Genomic DNA, 17,233 nt, shown 5'->3' with positions numbered 1-17,233 from the left:
CCATAGTATGTGTAATAGTGTAAGCAATTAGTACTTTTTAAAAGAAAAGCGGAAGCCTCCGTTTAGACCCGGCAGGCACTGGAGCCTTTCAAAATGAACACGGTCTTTGTGTTCAGGTTGAAAGGTGAAGTGACCGAGGGTCTGGAGGCTGCAGCTGGACACGAAAAGCGAAGCGGGCCCGATTAAATCCGCAGGATGTTGGAGCCCATGAGATTGAGACGCTCTTTGTCTCATTCGATTGGGTGAAACAGCCGGAGGATTTGGCCTGCGCAGCTAGACACGAAAAGCGAAAGTGAGCGGTTAGACACGACAGGCACTGGAGCCCTATAAATTGAACACGGTCTTTGTGTTCGAGTTATAGGGCGAAGTGACCAAGTGTCTGCTCACTGCAGCTGGACACGAAAAGCGGAGACGAGCGTTTAGAAACGGAGATATTGGAGCTCTTGAACTAGAACACGCTTTTTGTGTTCTGGTGAAAGAGCGAAATATCGCAGTTTCTGCGAGTCGTAGCTGGACATGAAAAGCGAAGACGAGCGTTTAGAAACGGAGATATTGGAGCTCTTGAACTAGAACACGCTTTTTGTGTTCATTTTATTGGGTGAAGCGATCGAGTGGCTGGGCGATGCAGCTAGGAACGTATAAAAACAAAGATTAAAATCCCAGAACCATCTCCCCCCCAAAAAACCTACCCATATGAAAAAGCTCTCCGTTTTCACGAAGAGCTTTCCCCGAACGTTATCGCTTTCCTTTCTCATACGGCTCGCCAATCGCTTTTGGCGCATCCGCTCGTCCTACTAGACCTGCAAGGGCAAGAATAGTTAAAACATAAGGAGAGATTAGAAGATAAACTTCTGGAATTTCTTTCAAACCAGGAATCTGCTGTCCAGTAATACTGAGCGACTGAGCAAGACCGAAGAAAAGGGCTGCTCCCATTGCGCCAAGCGGATGCCACTTCCCAAAGATCATAGCAGCAAGTGCCATAAAACCTTGTCCAGAAATCGTTGCGTGGCTAAAGTTACCGGCAATCGATGTCGCATAAACTGCTCCACCAAGACCAGCAAAACCACCACTTAGCATAACCGCTACATAGCGCATTTTTGTCACGTTGATTCCCATCGTATCAGCAGCCATCGGGTGCTCCCCAACAGAGCGAAGACGAAGACCAAACGGCGTTTTATAGAGAACCCACCATACGACAAATGCTAGCACGATCGCAATGTATGACGTATAATACGCACTTGAGAAAAACAATGGTCCAATAAACGGAATGTCACTTAAGAAAGGCACATCCGTTTTATAAATACGTTCCTGAATAATTGGCGTTTGACCAGCGTCAAAGATTTTCTTCACAAGGAAGATTGCAAGACCAGCAGCTAGGAAGTTAAGGGCTACGCCACTTACAACCTGATCAGCTTTAAGCGAAATACTTGCAACAGCGTGAAGCAAGGAGAACAGCATTCCAACGATAATCGCTACAACAAGTGAAAACCAAGGTGAAGCTGCCCCCATTCCCCACTGTTCGCCTAGAATTGTAAATAACGCACCCGTGAAAGCCCCCATTAACATTAAGCCTTCTAGTCCAATGTTAACAACACCTGACCGTTCACTGAATACTCCACCAAGAGCAGTGAAAATCAGGGGAGCTGCTGAAAAAATAGCGGCAGGAATAATGAGCTGAAGAATCTGCATGAAATCCATTAAATTTTCCCCCTTTTGCTCACCCTGTTGCTGATCCAGTGAATCAAGTAACTGGATGCGACAAAGAAAATAATCATCGCAATCACGATTTCAACTAACTGTGTTGGTACCTGTGCCACAGACTGCATGTTGAGAGCTCCAATTTTCAGTCCGCCAAATAGCGCTGAAGCAAGAACAACACCTAGTGCACCATTTGCACCAAGAAGCGCAACTGCGATTCCGTCAAATCCAACTCCTGTAAAGTCAGCCATAACGGTCATATAGCCGTATGTTCCAAGCCCTTCCATTGCCCCAGCCGCTCCTGCAAAAGCCCCGGAGATAACCATAGAAAGGACAATGTTGCGTTGAACATTAATTCCTGCATATTCTGAAGCATATTTATTAAAACCAACAGAGCGAAGTTCGTACCCTGTCGTCGTTTTCCAAAGAAGGAACCACATAATAATTGCTCCGATAATCGCCACTACAAAACCATAATGAAGACGTGAAAAATCCGTAATCGATTCTAGAAACGGAGATTGCAACGAAGCCGATGCATTAATTTGATCCGTTCGCTCGCCAGGAGCAAGTAAATACGTACGAATAATCGCGTTCACAACATGAAGGGCTACATAGTTCATCATGATCGTCGTAATAACTTCATGTACATGATATTTTGCTTTCAAGAAACCAGGTACAAATGCCCAGAGAGCTCCGGCAAGACCTGCCGCTAAAATAGCGAGTGGAATGTGAACAATAGGACTTAGTCCTTCAAACTGTAAACCAATATAAACCGATGCAAGCCACCCAACTAATAGTTGGCCTTCTACTCCGATATTAAACAGCCCTGTACGGAAAGCAAACGCAACCGCTAGACCAGACAAAATAAGCGGCGTCATTTGCCGAACGGTTTCACCCATTACATACGTATTGGAGAATATCCCGTTAAACAATGCTGCGTAAGCAACAATCGGGTTGTATCCACTAACAAGCATAATAATACCGCCAACGAGTAATCCTAGTGCTACTGAAAGCAACGGCACTGTAATGCCAGACCACTTCCCTTTTAATAACTTCATGAAGTCTCACCAGCCTTTTTGCTCTTTGCACCAGCCATCAAAAGTCCAAGCTCTTGCTCAGTTGTTTCTTCTGGCTTGACGATCGCCACTATTTTCCCTTCATAAATAACCGCAATACGGTCACTCACATTCATAATTTCTTCAAGTTCGAAGGAAATAAGAAGAACTGCTTTACCATTGTCACGTTCTTCTACTAATTTAGAGTGAATAAATTCAATCGCACCTACATCAAGTCCACGTGTAGGCTGTGCCGCAATCAATAGATTGGGACTTCGATCGATTTCACGTGCGATAATGGCCTTCTGCTGGTTCCCACCAGAAAGCGCACGAGCAGGCGTCATCTCACTTGGGGTCCGCACATCATACTCTTTAATCAATGATTTGGCCTTATCCATAATGGTTGAAAAATTTAAAATGCCATTTCTAGAGAAGGGTCTTTTATAATAGGTCTGAAGAACCATATTTTCGCCAATCGAAAAATCTAACACAAGCCCATGCTTATGCCTATCCTGTGGAATATGAGCAATACCGCTTTCCGTTACACGACGCGGTTTCCAATTTGTTATGTTTTTTCCGCTAAGCTTGATACTTCCAGATTTTGATTTACGTAATCCTGTAATCGACTCAATTAATTCTGATTGTCCATTACCATCTACTCCAGCAATCCCGACAATTTCTCCTGCACGGACAGTTAAGTTCATACCGTTTACAACTGGTACTTTACGTGCATCTTCTACTACAAGGTTACTGATCTCAAGCGTTGCATTAGAAGGCTCTGAAGGCTTTTTCTGAATTGAAAAGTTTACTTCACGTCCGACCATCATAGAAGCTAATTCATCCTGATTCGTATTCGCAACATCAACAGTACCGATCCCGACACCTCGACGAATAACAGTACAACGATCACTTACTTCCATAATTTCTTTCAGTTTGTGTGTAATCAGAATGATTGATTTCCCTTCAGAAATCAGCTTTTTCATAATTGTGATAAGTTCTTTAATCTCCTGAGGAGTTAACACTGCAGTAGGCTCGTCAAAAATTAAGATGTCTGCTCCACGGTATAGCGTTTTTAGAATTTCCACACGCTGCTGCATACCTACGGATATTTCTTCAATCTTGGCATTTGGATCGACTGCAAGACCATATTGCTTTGAAATAGCTTCTACATCTTTAGCAGCCTGCTTTAGGTTAACCTGACCTTTAGCAGTTGGCTCATTCCCAAGAATAATGTTCTCCGTTACGGTAAATTTTTCAACAAGCATAAAGTGCTGGTGAACCATTCCAATTCCGAGTTCATTCGCTACATTTGGATCTGTAATATTAACCTTCTTACCGCGAACGTGTATTTCGCCTTTTTCAGGCTGATAAAGCCCAAATAAAACATTCATCAAGGTTGATTTCCCTGCGCCATTTTCACCAAGAAGGGCATGGATTTCCCCTTTTCTTAGCTGTAACGTAATATTGTCATTTGCCACAATCCCAGGAAATTCTTTACGGATATTTCTCATTTCAATGACGTATTCCATGTAGATGCCACTCCCTTATCCAAAGCATGAAACAAAGGCTAGTCTATGAAAATACTAGCCTTCGTCCCATATTTGGCTATAATGTAGGTGAGATTTCTAGAAATCCATCACGCTCAGAAAACGTAATGGACAATCTCTTATAGAGAGCTTTCGAATTCTTTGTACTCATCGTCAGTACTTGGAACTTCCAATTCGCCGCTCTGAATTTTCTCTTTATACTCTTCTACTTTTTGTAGTGCTTCTTCAGATACATTTTCTTGTGATTCAGCAATACCTACGCCATCTTCTTCAAGACCAAACTCTGTAACTTTTCCTCCTGGGAAGTCGCCGTCCATTGTTTGCTTGGAAACTTCAATAACAGCTGTATCCACACGCTTCACCATAGAAGTTAGCGTTACATTCTCAGGCATTCCTTCTTCATGCTGATCACGGTCAACACCGATAACCCAAACTTTTTCACCGTTTTTCGCACGGTTCTTCGCTTCAGTGAATACGCCATTTCCTGTTCCGCCAGCTGCATGATAAATGATATCCGCGCCTTTATCATAAAGAGTACCTGCAATAGCCTGTCCTACTTCTGCTGCGTTGAAATCATCCGCATATTGTGTGAAGATTTCAGCATCAGGATTAACGGATTTTACTCCTGCTTTAAATCCGCTCTCAAACTTCTTGATTAATTCAGAATCAACTCCACCGATAAAACCAACTTTGTCAGTTTCAGATTGCATTCCAGCGATAACTCCTACTAAGAATGAACCCTGGTGCTCTTTGAAAGTAATACTTGCTACGTTTTCCATTGGTTCGCCATCTTCCGTTACAGCTACACTATCAACAAGAGCAAGCTGAGAATCTGGCTTTTGTGTTGCAATTGTTTGAATATCTTGTTGCATAAGGAATCCGATTCCGAAGATCAAATTATAATCTTCACGAATTAAGCCTGAGAGGTTTGGTTGGTAGTCACTTGCTGCAGTTGACTGAACATATTTAAAACCTTTGTCTTTCTCAAGTCCATTATCTTTTCCAAACTGCTGAAGACCTTCCCAAGCAGATTGGTTAAATGATTTATCATCCACACCGCCTGTATCAGTTACCATCGCAACTTTAAAGTCGCTGCTTTCGCCTTCACTGCTTCCGCCGCCAGAACTTTCATTGTTCGTATCTCCCGTTCCACAAGCTGACAAAAGTGTACCTGCAGCTAATACAGCTGACAACATAAATCCGTACTTCTTCTTCATCTTAATCCCCCTAATGTTTTTTAAACGCCGCCCGCTCTCTCTTCTCTCTATCGAGCTATGCTTTGTTTGGTCGCGTTTTCATTGCCCATTAAAAAATAATATGGATGAGAAATGGCTCTGAAACACGCATGAAATATTTTTGAAAAAATAGTCATATTTCGACAATAACTATACCATTTTCAAGGAGATAAAGGAATAGTTTTTTGAAAAAAAGCCCGATTACCAATATTTAAAATGATAGAATTTCTAACACAACCGACCATTTCTTTTCGTTTTCCTCTTCCTAATTGACGTCGCTCGGATAAAAATACGTAAAAAAAGAAGCACAACCCTTAACTGGATTGTGCTTCTTCCCCTTTACTAACGAGAACTTCACGAGGTTTACTGCCCTCATATGGTCCTACGACACCTCGAGCTTCCATAGCATCTATTAACCTTGCTGCTCGGGTGTAACCTATTCTAAATCGTCGTTGTAGCATCGATACCGAAGCTGTTTGCATCTCGGTTATCAATTGAACAGCGTCATCATATAAATCATCATCTACTTCCGGCTGAGCTTCCTCAGGCTTATCTGTTGGTATCATTTCTTCCTGATACTGAGCTTTTTGCTGGGCAATGACAAAGTCAACGAGTTCTTCTACTTCCTCATCCGATAAGAAGGCACCCTGAACTCGTTTTGGTTTATTCGCCCCTACAGGAAGGAATAGCATATCCCCTTTGCCTAGCAATTTCTCTGCTCCACCCATATCAAGAATTGTTCTTGAGTCTGTCATAGACGAAACGCTAAAGGCAATACGTGATGGAATATTGGCTTTAATCACCCCTGTGATAACGTCAACTGACGGGCGCTGTGTCGCAATGATTAAATGTATCCCCGCTGCTCGTGCCATCTGTGCGAGCCTTGTAATCGCATCCTCTACATCGCTTGACGCTACCATCATTAAATCAGCTAGCTCATCCACTATAACAACAATATACGGTAGTGAAGGCTGCTTCGCCTCTGACGTTTCATTATGACGCTTTATATGATTGTTATACCCTTCGATATTCCGCGTACCAGTATGAGAGAATAGCTCATAACGACGCTCCATTTCACTCACAACCTTTTTCAAAGCCTGTGAAGCTTTCTTCGGATCCGTTACGACTGGTGCTAGAAGATGTGGTATGCCATTGTATACGTTAAGTTCAACCATCTTAGGATCAATCATCATCATTTTAACTTCATGAGGCTTGGCCTTCATCATAATGCTTGCAATAATACCGTTGATACACACACTTTTTCCGCTTCCTGTTGCTCCTGCAACAAGTAGATGGGGCATCTTAGATAAATCGGAAACAACTGCTTCACCAGAAATATCTCTTCCGAAACCAATAGATACTTTCGATTCGTGCGATTGGTATTCTTTTGATTCCAATACTTCCCTCAATGTAACCATCGCGACTTCAGAATTCGGTACTTCGATCCCTATCGCAGATTTACCTGGGATCGGCGCTTCAATACGTAGGTCCCGTGCAGCAAGAGCTAGTGCCAGGTCATCTGTTAAGTTTACAATTTTACTTACTTTCACACCTGTATCAGGATATACCTCATATTTCGTTACCGCTGGACCAAGATGAACCTTCATTACTTTGGCTTTTACACCAAAGCTCTCAAACGTCTTTTCTAATTTACGAGCGTTTGCGGAAATTTGCTGACGTTCATTATCCTGCGACACCTTCTTAGGAGGCTGCAGTAAAGATAAAGATGGAAGACGATAATCTTTGTTTTCTAGCTCGCCAACTGTTAGCGACTGAATTGGGGTTCCATCTGATGCTTCCTTAACAGGTTCACCACCTTTACTTTCTTCTGTCTCCTTCTCCACAGGCGTTTCTGACTGTGTTGGATAAGCACTTTCAGTAAAGGTTCGAATCTCTGGCTCAAATGGCGCCTCTTCTTCTAATTCATCCTTACTTGTTTGGGAGACGTCATACGTTTCCTCAGGCTCCATTGATGCTTCTTGTTCTCTTAATGCAGCCCGCTGTTCTCTCTTTTCTCTTCTTGAATTTTTACTTTCTGATAGAAGTGATTTCGCTTCATCATATGTGTTTAATACAAAACCTTTAACCCAGGCAAGGGCTTTACCTAGTACATCACTAAACGATTTACCCGTAATCAATACAAAAGATAGTAAAATCAATAGAAAGGCCATTAGCTGCGTTCCTGTTGCATCAAAAAGTCTGTAGCAAAAGGCGAAGAGAAGCGCACCGATCATGCCCCCGCCAAGCGGGCTAGTTTCTGATGGATCGCTAACGTCCATTCGGAAGAGTTCATATGTATTAGCAATAACCGATGGACTATCCCATTGGCCCTGACGAGAAAGTGTTTCAAATAAGCCGACGTGACTCAATAACAGAAATGAAATGCCAAGTAAATAAAATCCTGCTAATCTTCTTGTCCAAAAGGCTGGGAGCTTCCTCTTTACAATTAAATAACCTGCGAATATCACAAGGCCTGCGATAATTAATCCATACCATTCACCTGCAAAAAAGCGAAACATATGGTAAATCGCTCGTCCAACTACTCCCATTTTCAAAACACCTAAAACGGTAAAAGCCAGAACTGTTAAACCGATAAATTCAACTTTGACTTGGGATTGCCAGGCGGCCTGTTTCTTTGTTGTCTTTTTTCTTTTTCGTTTTGCCATTATCTCACCTCTATACAAGCCATAGCTGGTGAAAAAAGCAGCCATTTCTGGCTGCTTTTTGTTCACCAATCTATTCCTAGTATACCACATCTTCCTGTGGTCCTATAGGCTCTATTTCAGTGGAGAAGTGGATAGCGTTAACATTTGACCAGGCTGTGTTGCATCATTGAGATAGTCCATAGGATCTGTGCTAAGTACCTGCACAACTCTACACTCTGTCAGAGACGTTCGCTCGACAAGAAGCTGGACTCCGTTCCATTCTATGATTTTCTGCTGCTCATAAACACTCTGATCAGGAGGGAATACTGCTTCATTTGGTAGGATGGTATAAAGAATCATTGCACAAGATCTCCTTCCTGCTCTCCCTTATATTCCTCCATTAATTCATTTAGCTTCTTCATTGCTGGACCAACAGCCCCAACTTCATCGATCAAACCATAGCTCACAGCATCTTCACCCACTACGTTTGTTCCGATATCTCTCGTTAAATTTCCCCTTGAAAACATAAGCTCTTTGAACTTATCTTCTGTAATATTCGAGTGCCTTGTCACAAAGCTAACAACTCGCTCCTGCATTTTATCGAGATATTCAAACGTTTGCGGCACGCCGATAACAAGACCTGTTAGTCGAACAGGATGAATCGTCATCGTTGCCGTTTCTGCGACAAACGAATAATTTGCAGCAACCGCTATTGGCACTCCAATTGAATGTCCACCACCAAGGACAATCGAAACAGAAGGTTTCGAAAGGGAAGCAATCATTTCAGAAATAGCAAGTCCTGCTTCTACGTCTCCCCCTACTGTATTAAGAAGGATCAGCACACCTTCAATCTTAGGGTTTTGTTCGATTGCCACAATTTGTGGAATAAGATGCTCATACTTTGTTGTTTTATTTTGTGGTGGTAGCTGCACATGTCCTTCAATTTGTCCGATGATAGTTAAACAATGAATATTAGATTGATCCATCGTTGGCACGTTTGTTTGGCCAAGCTGCTGAATTTTATCAACTAGCGAAGATTTTGATTGGTCGTCTTTTTTAGGTTCAGGATCCTGACCTGGGTTTTCATTGCGATATTCACTGTTCATACTGGTACCCCTTCCTTACTCTGGTACTAGTAGTATGAACGAGAGGCGATTTTACCATTCATGAGATAGTATGAAAAAAACGAACTTAAAAGTGCTTACTCTTTAAAAAAATATCCGTGCAAAATAAAAAAACGGATGCATAAGCATCCGTTCTAACATTATTTATTAAGCGCAGCGGCTAGTGATGAGCGCTCCTCTGCTGTTAGAGGAATCATCGGTAGACGTACACTTCCTACATCCATACCCTTTAGCTGAAGAGCTGTTTTAACAGGGGATGGGCTTGGTGCTTTAAAGAGCTCATTCATAATTGGCAGGATTTTTTGATGAATCGCTGCGGCTTCCTTAACTTCCCCAGATTGATAAGCTGAGATCATCTGTTGCATTTCATTCCCAAGAACGTGTGACGCAACAGAAATAACGCCATCACCACCGATAGAAAGAATCGGTAAAGTTAAGCCGTCATCTCCACTATAAACAGAGAAAGACTCTTCTGTGCGCGTAATAATATCTGTAATTTGGTCAAGATCTCCACTTGCTTCTTTAACAGAAACAATGTTGCTGATCTTAGAAAGCTCAACAATTGTGTCTGCCGTCATATTCACAACAGAACGACCAGGAATGTTATAAATCATTACTGGAAGCTTTGTTGATTCTGCGATCGCTTTGAAATGCTCATAAAGACCTTTTTGACCAGGCTTGCTGTAATAAGGGGCTACGATCATAATCGCATCCACGCCAGCAGCTTCTGCTTTTTTTGTTAACTCGATCGATGCGTGCGTGTTATTACTGCCTGTTCCTGCAATAATCGGCACGCGGCCATCAGCGATTTTAACAGAATGCTTAAAGAGCGCCACTTTTTCTTCTGAAGAAAGCGTTGGCGATTCGCCAGTTGTTCCCGCTACAACAAGACCTTCTGTACCATTATTAATTAAATAGTTGATCAATTGCTCTGTCTTCGCAAAATCCACGTACCCTTTGCGATCGAAAGGGGTGACCATTGCGGTTAGTACTTTTCCAAAATTCATTTCTTTCACTCCTTGCCTATCACTTAAAGCTGATCCATCATCTGTTCCATTTCTTGCCCCGGCTCCAGATGAAGATAAAACGTTTCGTGCAGCGCATTAACAGCTGCTGAAAGATCAGTCTGTCTCACAAGAACCCAAATCGTTGTATGAGAATCAGCTGACTGTAAAATATCAATGTTTTCTCGCGCAAGTGATTCCACAATCTTTGCTGTTACGCCAGGAACACCACTCATACCAGCTCCAACCGCAGATACTTTCGCACAATTCTCGATGACTTCAGGCTCGTAGCCCATTTCATTTAGCGTTGCAACGGCTCTGTCGGTCATTTCCTCCATAACCGTATAAACAACACCTGTTAAGCTAATGTTGATGAAATCAACGCTAATCCCCTCACGCGCCATAGCTTTAAAAACGCGTGACTGAAGATCATATTGTCCTTCTTTCGCATACACTTTAATTTGGGTTACGCCGTTTACATGAGCTATACCCGTAATTAAACGATCTATCACCTGTTCACCAGTCGTTTTTCCTGTAGCAGACGTGACGAGCGTACCTGTCGAAGAAGAATAAGTTGACCGAATTCGGAGCGGTATCTTCGCCTGCATGGCAATTTCAACGGCACGAGGGTGAATAACCTTCGCTCCTTGATAAGCCATATTGCAAACTTCGTTATATGTCACGATGGAGAGAGGACGTGCTTTCTCAACAATTCTTGGATCTGCTGTCATAATACCTTCTACATCAGTAAAGATGTCTACCCATTCAGCTGAAAGGGCGGCACCAAGCGCAGCTGCTGACGTATCGCTTCCACCTCGACCAAGAGTCGTTACATCGCCGTCTTTTGTGACGCCCTGGAAGCCTGTCACAACGACAACGTCCATCATTTTCAGCTCTTCCAGTAGTCGCTCCGACTTCATTTCAAGAATTCTTGCTTTGCTATGCTCAGCCGTTGTCATGAAACCTGCCTGACCTCCGGTGTAAGCTGTGGCTCTCAATCCTTCGCCTAAGAGGAGATTTGAGAATATGACAGAAGAAATACTCTCACCACAAGATACAAGTAGATCATATTCTCTTGAAGTGACCTTCCGTTCTCGATCGCCAATGAGGCCAAGAAGAGTGTCAGTCGCGTATGGATCACCTTTACGACCCATTGCTGAAACGACGACGACAACTTTATATCCATCGCTCACTGCATCTTTAATATGGTTTACAGCTCTCAGTCTGCCGTCTTCACTTTTCAATGAAGTACCGCCAAACTTCTGCACGATGACTTTCATTTAGAACACCTTCTTATGTCTATTTCAATATATTTAGGGCTGCAAGGCTTTCAGCAATTTGAACAGAATTCCACGCTGCCCCCTTCAGTAGATTATCAGAGACAATCCACATATGGAAGCCATTTTTTTGATTTAGATCTTTTCGAATACGACCGACAAAAACGTCCGATTTCCCAACAGCATCAACGGGCATCGGATAAACCTGGTTTGCAGGGTCGTCTTTAAGCGTTACACCTGGTGCGTTACTCATTAATTCTTTCATATCTTCTACTGTTACATCATCATGACCAATTTCAACATAGACTGATTCAGCATGACCTGTTTCAATTGGTAGTCGCACACAAGTAGCTGCAACATGAAGCTCTGCATCATGCATGATTTTCTTCGTTTCATTTATCATTTTCATTTCTTCATAAGTAAATCCGTTGTCTTCAAATACATCGATTTGTGGGATGGCATTGAAAGCGATCGGATAGTGCTGTTTATCACCTTTAACAGGCAAAATTTGTGGCTCGTAGTCCTCACCATTTAGCACCGCTTTAGACTGCTCTTTCATTTCAGTAACCGCATTTGCGCCTGCACCTGAAACAGCTTGATAAGTAGAAACAATAATTTTAGTAAGGCCATATGTTTGTTTCAGCGGCTCAAGAGCTGCGACCATTTGAATGGTTGAGCAGTTTGGGTTTGCAATAATCCCTTTATGATCATTCAAATCCCCTTCGTTCACCTCTGGTACAACAAGAGGTACTTCTGGATCCATACGGAATGCACTTGTGTTATCTACAACAATCGCTCCGTGTTTAACTGCTTCTGGAGCAAGGGCTTTTGATACACTGCCACCAGCGCTAAATAACGCAAGCTGAACCCCTTCAAATGCTTCAGGAGTGGCTTCTTTTACCGTTACTTCCTGACCCTTAAACATTACTTTTTTACCAGCAGAACGTGATGATGAAAGGAGCGTTAAGGTCGATATCGGAAAATCTCGTTCCTCTAGTGTTTTGATCATTTGTTGTCCGACTGCGCCTGTTGCTCCAACTACTGCTACATGATATTTTTTCCCGCTCATGACTTATTCTCCTCCCATATTCCATTCAAAATCCATCACAACAGAAGGAGAAACCGAGGTTTCTCCCCATTCCTGGTGATTTTATTCTCTATTCTATCATAAACCTATCTTAAAGAAAGATAAATCAATTGGCTAATCCAAATACCTTTCGATTAAAACCGGCTGAAGCTGTCTGCCAAGCAGTGCTTTTTCAACTGTTTCCCTTAATGATGGCATCCGTGCAACGAGTGAATTTGGTTTTTTTACTGGATCATCCTGACCAAATGGAATGAAATAAATATTTTTCGTCGACATTAATCTTAAGATATTTGTACCATTTAATCCTAGCCCATCGTTAGTAGAAATGCCTAACACAACTGGTTTTTCATTACGCAAAGTTGCTTTTGCCCCCATCAATACAGGAGACTCTGTCATCGCATTCGCAAATTTACTAATAGAATTCCCTGTTATTGGAGCGATAACCATACAATCAAGTGGTGTTTTGGGACCAAATGGCTCAGCCTTTACAATCGAATTAACTGCTTCATTACCTGTTATTTCCTCAATACGGGCGATCCAATTTTCTCCATCGCCAAACCGAGTATTCGTATTCATGACCGTATGGGAAACAAATGGCGTCACCTTAGCACCTAGTTGAACAAGTTCTTCTATTTGTGGAACGACCGCATCATACGTACAGTGGGAACCAGTTAACCCAAAACCAATGTGCATACCTTTCAAACTCATGGAGAGTTCTCCTTTCCATTCTGAGACCGCTCAATTAACAGCTGTGTCAGAACATTAGCGATGATTTTTCCGGCCGTTTTTGGAGCCACAATACCAGGCAGGCCTGGCGCAAGAAGAGCTTTAATTCCTCTTTTTTCTGCGTATCGAAAATCAGTACCTCCGGGCTTAGAAGCAAGGTCAATCACGAGCGTATGAGACGGCATTTTAGCAATAACTTGTGATGTGACGATTTGTGCTGGAATTGTATTAATACATACATCTAAATGGGATACCTGGTTCACGAGATCAGATAAATGAAACGGTTTTAATCCCATCTCCGCAATTCTCGCAATATGCTCTGGTTTTCTAGCCCCAACACTAACATTTGCCCCTAAGGCATTAAATGTTCTGGCAACTGACATCCCCACTCGACCGAGACCTAGAACCGCAATATTTGATTGATGAATGGTAATATCCGTATGCTGAATAACCATCATAACAGTACCTTCAACAGTCGGAATAGAATTATAAATGGCCACATCATCTCGTTCGAATAAGCGAACTAACGTTCTAGATGCTTCAGCCACCATCTCATTTAGACAGCTGTTACTGATTCCGCTATATACCGTACAATGGGCTGGCGTTTGTTTAAGTTGATCTGCTGTTAACACTACTTTTTCATTTGAGAAGATCGTTTCAACTTCTCCTTCGATCGTTGTTCCACTGACTGGAAGGACAATTGCATCAAGGGTCGTTAGCTTCACTTCATCCAATGTGCATTTCGTTGCACCTGTAAAGCCATGATCAAGCTGATCGAATCCGATTAAATATAAATCGGCATTCAATTCGGTTAACTTTCGAATAATTTCAAGCTGGCGGGCATCACCGCCAATAACAGCGATATGTTGATTCGTTAGCATCGTTCCTCCCCTTTCCTTTTCCACGTCTTACTACGGGGATTATTGTAATTTCTCAACATTCTATGTGGTGTATGCCCGCTTGGTGAATCAAGAAGTGTACCAGTTTTAACCCTTTTGATGATTTTGCAAAATGATCATATCTCTTCCAATCGTTTCTATGTGCTCCCATGGAATCGTAATTTCTTGTTCTTTGCGTTTTAACCCCATCCACGACGATTTCGGAATGATCAATTCTTTTAATAACCCTGTTTTCTCATCAAACAATAGATCAGTTTGCCCAAGCACACCAAGCTTCCGCCCTTTTTCTATATCGATAAGCTCCTTACCGCTAAGCTGACTTAATCTCATCGTATGCCCCCTTTAAACAAATTGATGAAAGTCCTATCGAAAATCACTATCTAATCATACGTTCACGTTATATACCATAGTCTATGAGTAGTTTATTAAAGGAAGACATGAAAAAACCCGCCTTATAATTCGACGGGTTAGCGTCCTTAGGATTTCATACCACCTGGTAATTGACCGTTTGGACTAATAAGCGAACATGAAAATTCATCAGTAAACATCGAATGGATCATACCGTTTACATTCTCATGATTAACGCTCTCAATATTCGTAATAATGTCATCGAGTGAACGATGTTGGTTTAATAGCAACTCATTCTTACCATTTCGGCTCATACGGCTGTTTGTACTTTCAAGACTGAGCATCAAGTTACCTTTTAGCTGCTCTTTGCAATTCTTCAACTCTTTCGTTGTAATGCCATCACGCTTAAATTCCGTTAATGTCTTCTGGATAGTCTCATATAAGCGATCCAGCTGATTCTGAGCGGTACCTGCATAGATCGTTAATAACCCGCTATCCTGATAAGCAGAATGATAAGAAAAGACTGAGTAAGCAAGCCCTTGATCTTCACGAACATCCTGGAAAAGACGACTACTCATGCTTCCACCAAGCACATTGTTCATCACAATGAGACTATAAATATCATCTGTCCCAAACGGAAGTCCAGCGTACCCAAGGCATAAATGGGCTTGCTCCGTTTCCTTCTGACGAGCGATTTGTCCTGAATGGAATTTCGGAGCGAGTACTTCAGGTTTTCCAGCAGGAGTTTCCCAGTGTTCAAATGCACTCTCTACTTTATGCATGAACGATTCATCAATATTTCCAGCAATCGACACCACAATATTATCCGGTGTGTAATGAGTTTGCATGTAATCACGAAGCGTGTCACCTGAGAATCCTTTTAACGTCTCTTCTGTTCCAAGGATCGGCATCGCAAGCTCATGATCACCATAACTTGCCTGACTCAGCATGTCATGTACAATATCATCTGGCGTATCTTCATACATTTTGATTTCTTCGTGTACAACATTTTTTTCTTTCGCAAGCTCTCCAGCTTCAAATGTTGAATGGAAAAACATATCAGTTAATACATCAAGAGCATAATCTGCGTGCTCATCAAGAACTTTTGCATAGTAACACGTGTACTCTTTTGATGTAAACGCATTAACTTGACCGCCAATGCTATCAAAAGATTCCGCAATATCTTTTGCACTGCGCTTATCAGTTCCTTTAAAAAACATATGTTCAAGGAAATGTGAAACGCCATTTAATTCTTTCGGTTCAAAACGAGAACCAGTTCCAATCCAAATTCCGATAGCAACTGAACGGACTGTTGGAATATTTTCTAGTACTACTCTGACACCATTTTTACAAGTTACTTTATTTATCAAACCTGTTCCTCCTGTATCGAGCCATTATGTTTCGTCATACTCCAAAAACACTATATCATTAATGAAGAAAGGAAACAATTTTATCATCTTTTCTCAAGTCTTTTAGAATCTAACACTTGTGAAACTGTCCCAAGCTGGTAACCTCTCTTTTCTACGCCGCGAATTAACGCTTCAAGACTTTGTTCTGTCGGTTCTGTTGGATGCATGAGTATAAGAGCACCCGCGTGTACATTTTGGAGCACCCTCTCTGTCAGTACTTGTGGTGCAGGTTTTTTCCAGTCCACAGTATCAACAGACCAGAGCACTGTTTGCATCCCAAGCTGATCAGCAATTTGAACGGCGTTATTCGCGTAGCTTCCGCTTGGTGGTGCGAAAACGACAGGTTGTTTATCTATTGTTGCTTCAATAACTTGATTTGTATCTTCAAGCTCTTTACGGATAGCAGCGTCGCTTAGCTGTTTCAAATCAGGATGAGAATAGGCGTGATTTCCGATTTCATGTCCTTCTTCATCAAGCATACGAACGATATCAGGGTTTTTCTTCGCCCATGAGCCATCAAGAAAAAAAGTAGCATGAACGCTATGTTTCTTAAGCTGTTGCAACATATCAGGTAAATATTCCTCTCCCCAAGCGACGTTTATCATAAAGGCGACCATCGGCTTCTTAGGATTACCCTTATAGACTGCAGTAGGCTCAAGATCATCCAACTGAACATCAGGCTTCACTTCTTTTTTTACGAGTAGATTCTCATCAAACGCCTTCCCCTTCATTTTTTCATAGGAAGCTTCTGCATCAATTATCAGACCATTATAGCCTGGGATTCCTTTCCAAACACGATCAATTACAGCATTAATTGGAGGTATATCCATGCTTTCCTTCGCATCAGCAATCTCGTCATATAGTGGACTTCCATTCACGTTCAAGGTAGCTTGTTCTTTCAAATCACTTAAATACATTGATGTGTAGGGGTTCTGAAGTGAACCTGCTGCTACGCCTAAGATCATGATAAACACAATAAATTGGATCCAGGATTTCTTCATTCATCTGCCCCCTTTTGTAAAAAAGGTATGTTTGATGGGCAAGCTCTAGAACTTACGTGAAACAATTCGTTACCAAAAAACAAAGGTTTGCATTAGATGAAATCAACGCCGGTCACATTTATCAAAATGAAAGGAAACAGAATAAGCTAACAAAAATCAGCAAAAAAAAATGAATTCG

Annotated in this window: 15 protein-coding genes; all 15 read right to left on the bottom strand. The window is 42.0% G+C overall.

Annotated features, from left to right (window positions below; all coding sequences use genetic code 11):
• Positions 1 to 735: 735 nt before the first annotated feature.
• Complete coding sequence (locus tag IQ283_RS17870) at positions 736 to 1,698, bottom strand: ABC transporter permease (RefSeq protein ID WP_194221448.1); 963 nt, start codon at positions 1,696 to 1,698, stop codon at positions 736 to 738.
• The gene (locus IQ283_RS17865) at positions 1,698 to 2,756 is read right to left on the bottom strand and encodes an ABC transporter permease (RefSeq protein WP_194221447.1); all 1,059 of its coding nucleotides are present in this window, start codon (positions 2,754 to 2,756) and stop codon (positions 1,698 to 1,700) included. The genes IQ283_RS17870 and IQ283_RS17865 overlap by 1 nt, the downstream gene beginning before the upstream one ends.
• A complete protein-coding gene (locus IQ283_RS17860; protein WP_194221446.1) occupies positions 2,753 to 4,282 on the bottom strand; it encodes an ABC transporter ATP-binding protein in 1,530 nt (509 codons plus the stop codon). The genes IQ283_RS17865 and IQ283_RS17860 overlap by 4 nt, the downstream gene beginning before the upstream one ends.
• Before the next feature lie 137 nt (positions 4,283 to 4,419).
• Positions 4,420 to 5,517, bottom strand: coding sequence for a BMP family lipoprotein (locus tag IQ283_RS17855; RefSeq protein WP_194221445.1), 1,098 nt, complete (start codon positions 5,515 to 5,517; stop codon positions 4,420 to 4,422).
• Between the two features lie 332 nt (positions 5,518 to 5,849).
• Entirely contained in the window at positions 5,850 to 8,201 is a 2,352-nt protein-coding gene (locus IQ283_RS17850) for an FtsK/SpoIIIE family DNA translocase (RefSeq protein ID WP_194222287.1), read from the bottom strand.
• Between the two features lie 111 nt (positions 8,202 to 8,312).
• On the bottom strand, positions 8,313 to 8,540 hold the full coding sequence (locus IQ283_RS17845; protein WP_194221444.1) for a YlzJ-like family protein: 228 nt from the start codon (positions 8,538 to 8,540) through the stop codon (positions 8,313 to 8,315).
• Positions 8,537 to 9,286, bottom strand: coding sequence for a ClpP family protease (locus IQ283_RS17840; protein ID WP_194221443.1), 750 nt, complete (start codon positions 9,284 to 9,286; stop codon positions 8,537 to 8,539). Before IQ283_RS17840 ends, IQ283_RS17845 begins: the two co-directional genes overlap by 4 nt.
• Before the next feature lie 158 nt (positions 9,287 to 9,444).
• Complete coding sequence (gene dapA, locus IQ283_RS17835; RefSeq protein WP_194221442.1) at positions 9,445 to 10,311, bottom strand: 4-hydroxy-tetrahydrodipicolinate synthase; 867 nt, start codon at positions 10,309 to 10,311, stop codon at positions 9,445 to 9,447.
• Between the two features lie 23 nt (positions 10,312 to 10,334).
• Positions 10,335 to 11,588 (bottom strand): aspartate kinase, encoded by a 1,254-nt coding sequence (dapG, locus tag IQ283_RS17830; protein WP_194221441.1) that lies wholly within the window; start codon positions 11,586 to 11,588, stop codon positions 10,335 to 10,337.
• 19 nt (positions 11,589 to 11,607) lie between these two features.
• The gene (gene asd, locus IQ283_RS17825) at positions 11,608 to 12,654 is read right to left on the bottom strand and encodes an aspartate-semialdehyde dehydrogenase (protein ID WP_194221440.1); all 1,047 of its coding nucleotides are present in this window, start codon (positions 12,652 to 12,654) and stop codon (positions 11,608 to 11,610) included.
• Positions 12,655 to 12,786: 132 nt separating this feature from the next.
• Positions 12,787 to 13,380 carry a dipicolinate synthase subunit B gene (locus IQ283_RS17820; protein ID WP_194221439.1) on the bottom strand — a complete coding sequence of 198 codons (594 nt, stop codon included), beginning with the start codon at positions 13,378 to 13,380 and terminating at the stop codon, positions 12,787 to 12,789.
• A complete protein-coding gene (gene dpaA / locus IQ283_RS17815) occupies positions 13,377 to 14,279 on the bottom strand; it encodes a dipicolinic acid synthetase subunit A (protein WP_194221438.1) in 903 nt (300 codons plus the stop codon). Before dpaA ends, IQ283_RS17820 begins: the two co-directional genes overlap by 4 nt.
• Positions 14,280 to 14,384: 105 nt before the next feature.
• Positions 14,385 to 14,627: a YlmC/YmxH family sporulation protein gene (locus IQ283_RS17810; protein WP_194221437.1), complete on the bottom strand. Its 243-nt coding sequence runs from the start codon at positions 14,625 to 14,627 to the stop codon at positions 14,385 to 14,387.
• 146 nt (positions 14,628 to 14,773) lie between these two features.
• Positions 14,774 to 16,015, bottom strand: a complete 1,242-nt coding sequence (locus tag IQ283_RS17805) for a M16 family metallopeptidase (RefSeq protein ID WP_194221436.1) — start codon at positions 16,013 to 16,015, stop codon at positions 14,774 to 14,776.
• A gap of 83 nt (positions 16,016 to 16,098) precedes the next feature.
• Positions 16,099 to 17,055: a polysaccharide deacetylase family protein gene (locus tag IQ283_RS17800; RefSeq protein ID WP_194221435.1), complete on the bottom strand. Its 957-nt coding sequence runs from the start codon at positions 17,053 to 17,055 to the stop codon at positions 16,099 to 16,101.
• Positions 17,056 to 17,233: the final 178 nt, after the last annotated feature.

Origin of the sequence: Pseudalkalibacillus hwajinpoensis (assembly GCF_015234585.1) — a bacterium.
Classification (GTDB): domain Bacteria; phylum Bacillota; class Bacilli; order Bacillales; family Guptibacillaceae; genus Guptibacillus; species Guptibacillus hwajinpoensis_B.
This window is presented reverse-complemented; position numbering and strand designations above follow the sequence as displayed.

Coding starts and splice junctions, on each gene's coding strand:
- IQ283_RS17870 (WP_194221448.1), bottom strand. CDS start 1,698: ATGGATTTCATGCAGATTCTTCAGCTCATTATTCCTGCCGCTATTTTT.
- IQ283_RS17865 (WP_194221447.1), bottom strand. CDS start 2,756: ATGAAGTTATTAAAAGGGAAGTGGTCTGGCATTACAGTGCCGTTGCTT.
- IQ283_RS17860 (WP_194221446.1), bottom strand. CDS start 4,282: ATGGAATACGTCATTGAAATGAGAAATATCCGTAAAGAATTTCCTGGG.
- IQ283_RS17855 (WP_194221445.1), bottom strand. CDS start 5,517: ATGAAGAAGAAGTACGGATTTATGTTGTCAGCTGTATTAGCTGCAGGT.
- IQ283_RS17850 (WP_194222287.1), bottom strand. CDS start 8,201: ATGGCAAAACGAAAAAGAAAAAAGACAACAAAGAAACAGGCCGCCTGG.
- IQ283_RS17845 (WP_194221444.1), bottom strand. CDS start 8,540: ATGATTCTTTATACCATCCTACCAAATGAAGCAGTATTCCCTCCTGAT.
- IQ283_RS17840 (WP_194221443.1), bottom strand. CDS start 9,286: ATGAACAGTGAATATCGCAATGAAAACCCAGGTCAGGATCCTGAACCT.
- dapA (WP_194221442.1), bottom strand. CDS start 10,311: ATGAATTTTGGAAAAGTACTAACCGCAATGGTCACCCCTTTCGATCGC.
- dapG (WP_194221441.1), bottom strand. CDS start 11,588: ATGAAAGTCATCGTGCAGAAGTTTGGCGGTACTTCATTGAAAAGTGAA.
- asd (WP_194221440.1), bottom strand. CDS start 12,654: ATGAGCGGGAAAAAATATCATGTAGCAGTAGTTGGAGCAACAGGCGCA.
- IQ283_RS17820 (WP_194221439.1), bottom strand. CDS start 13,380: ATGAGTTTGAAAGGTATGCACATTGGTTTTGGGTTAACTGGTTCCCAC.
- dpaA (WP_194221438.1), bottom strand. CDS start 14,279: ATGCTAACGAATCAACATATCGCTGTTATTGGCGGTGATGCCCGCCAG.
- IQ283_RS17810 (WP_194221437.1), bottom strand. CDS start 14,627: ATGAGATTAAGTCAGCTTAGCGGTAAGGAGCTTATCGATATAGAAAAA.
- IQ283_RS17800 (WP_194221435.1), bottom strand. CDS start 17,055: ATGAAGAAATCCTGGATCCAATTTATTGTGTTTATCATGATCTTAGGC.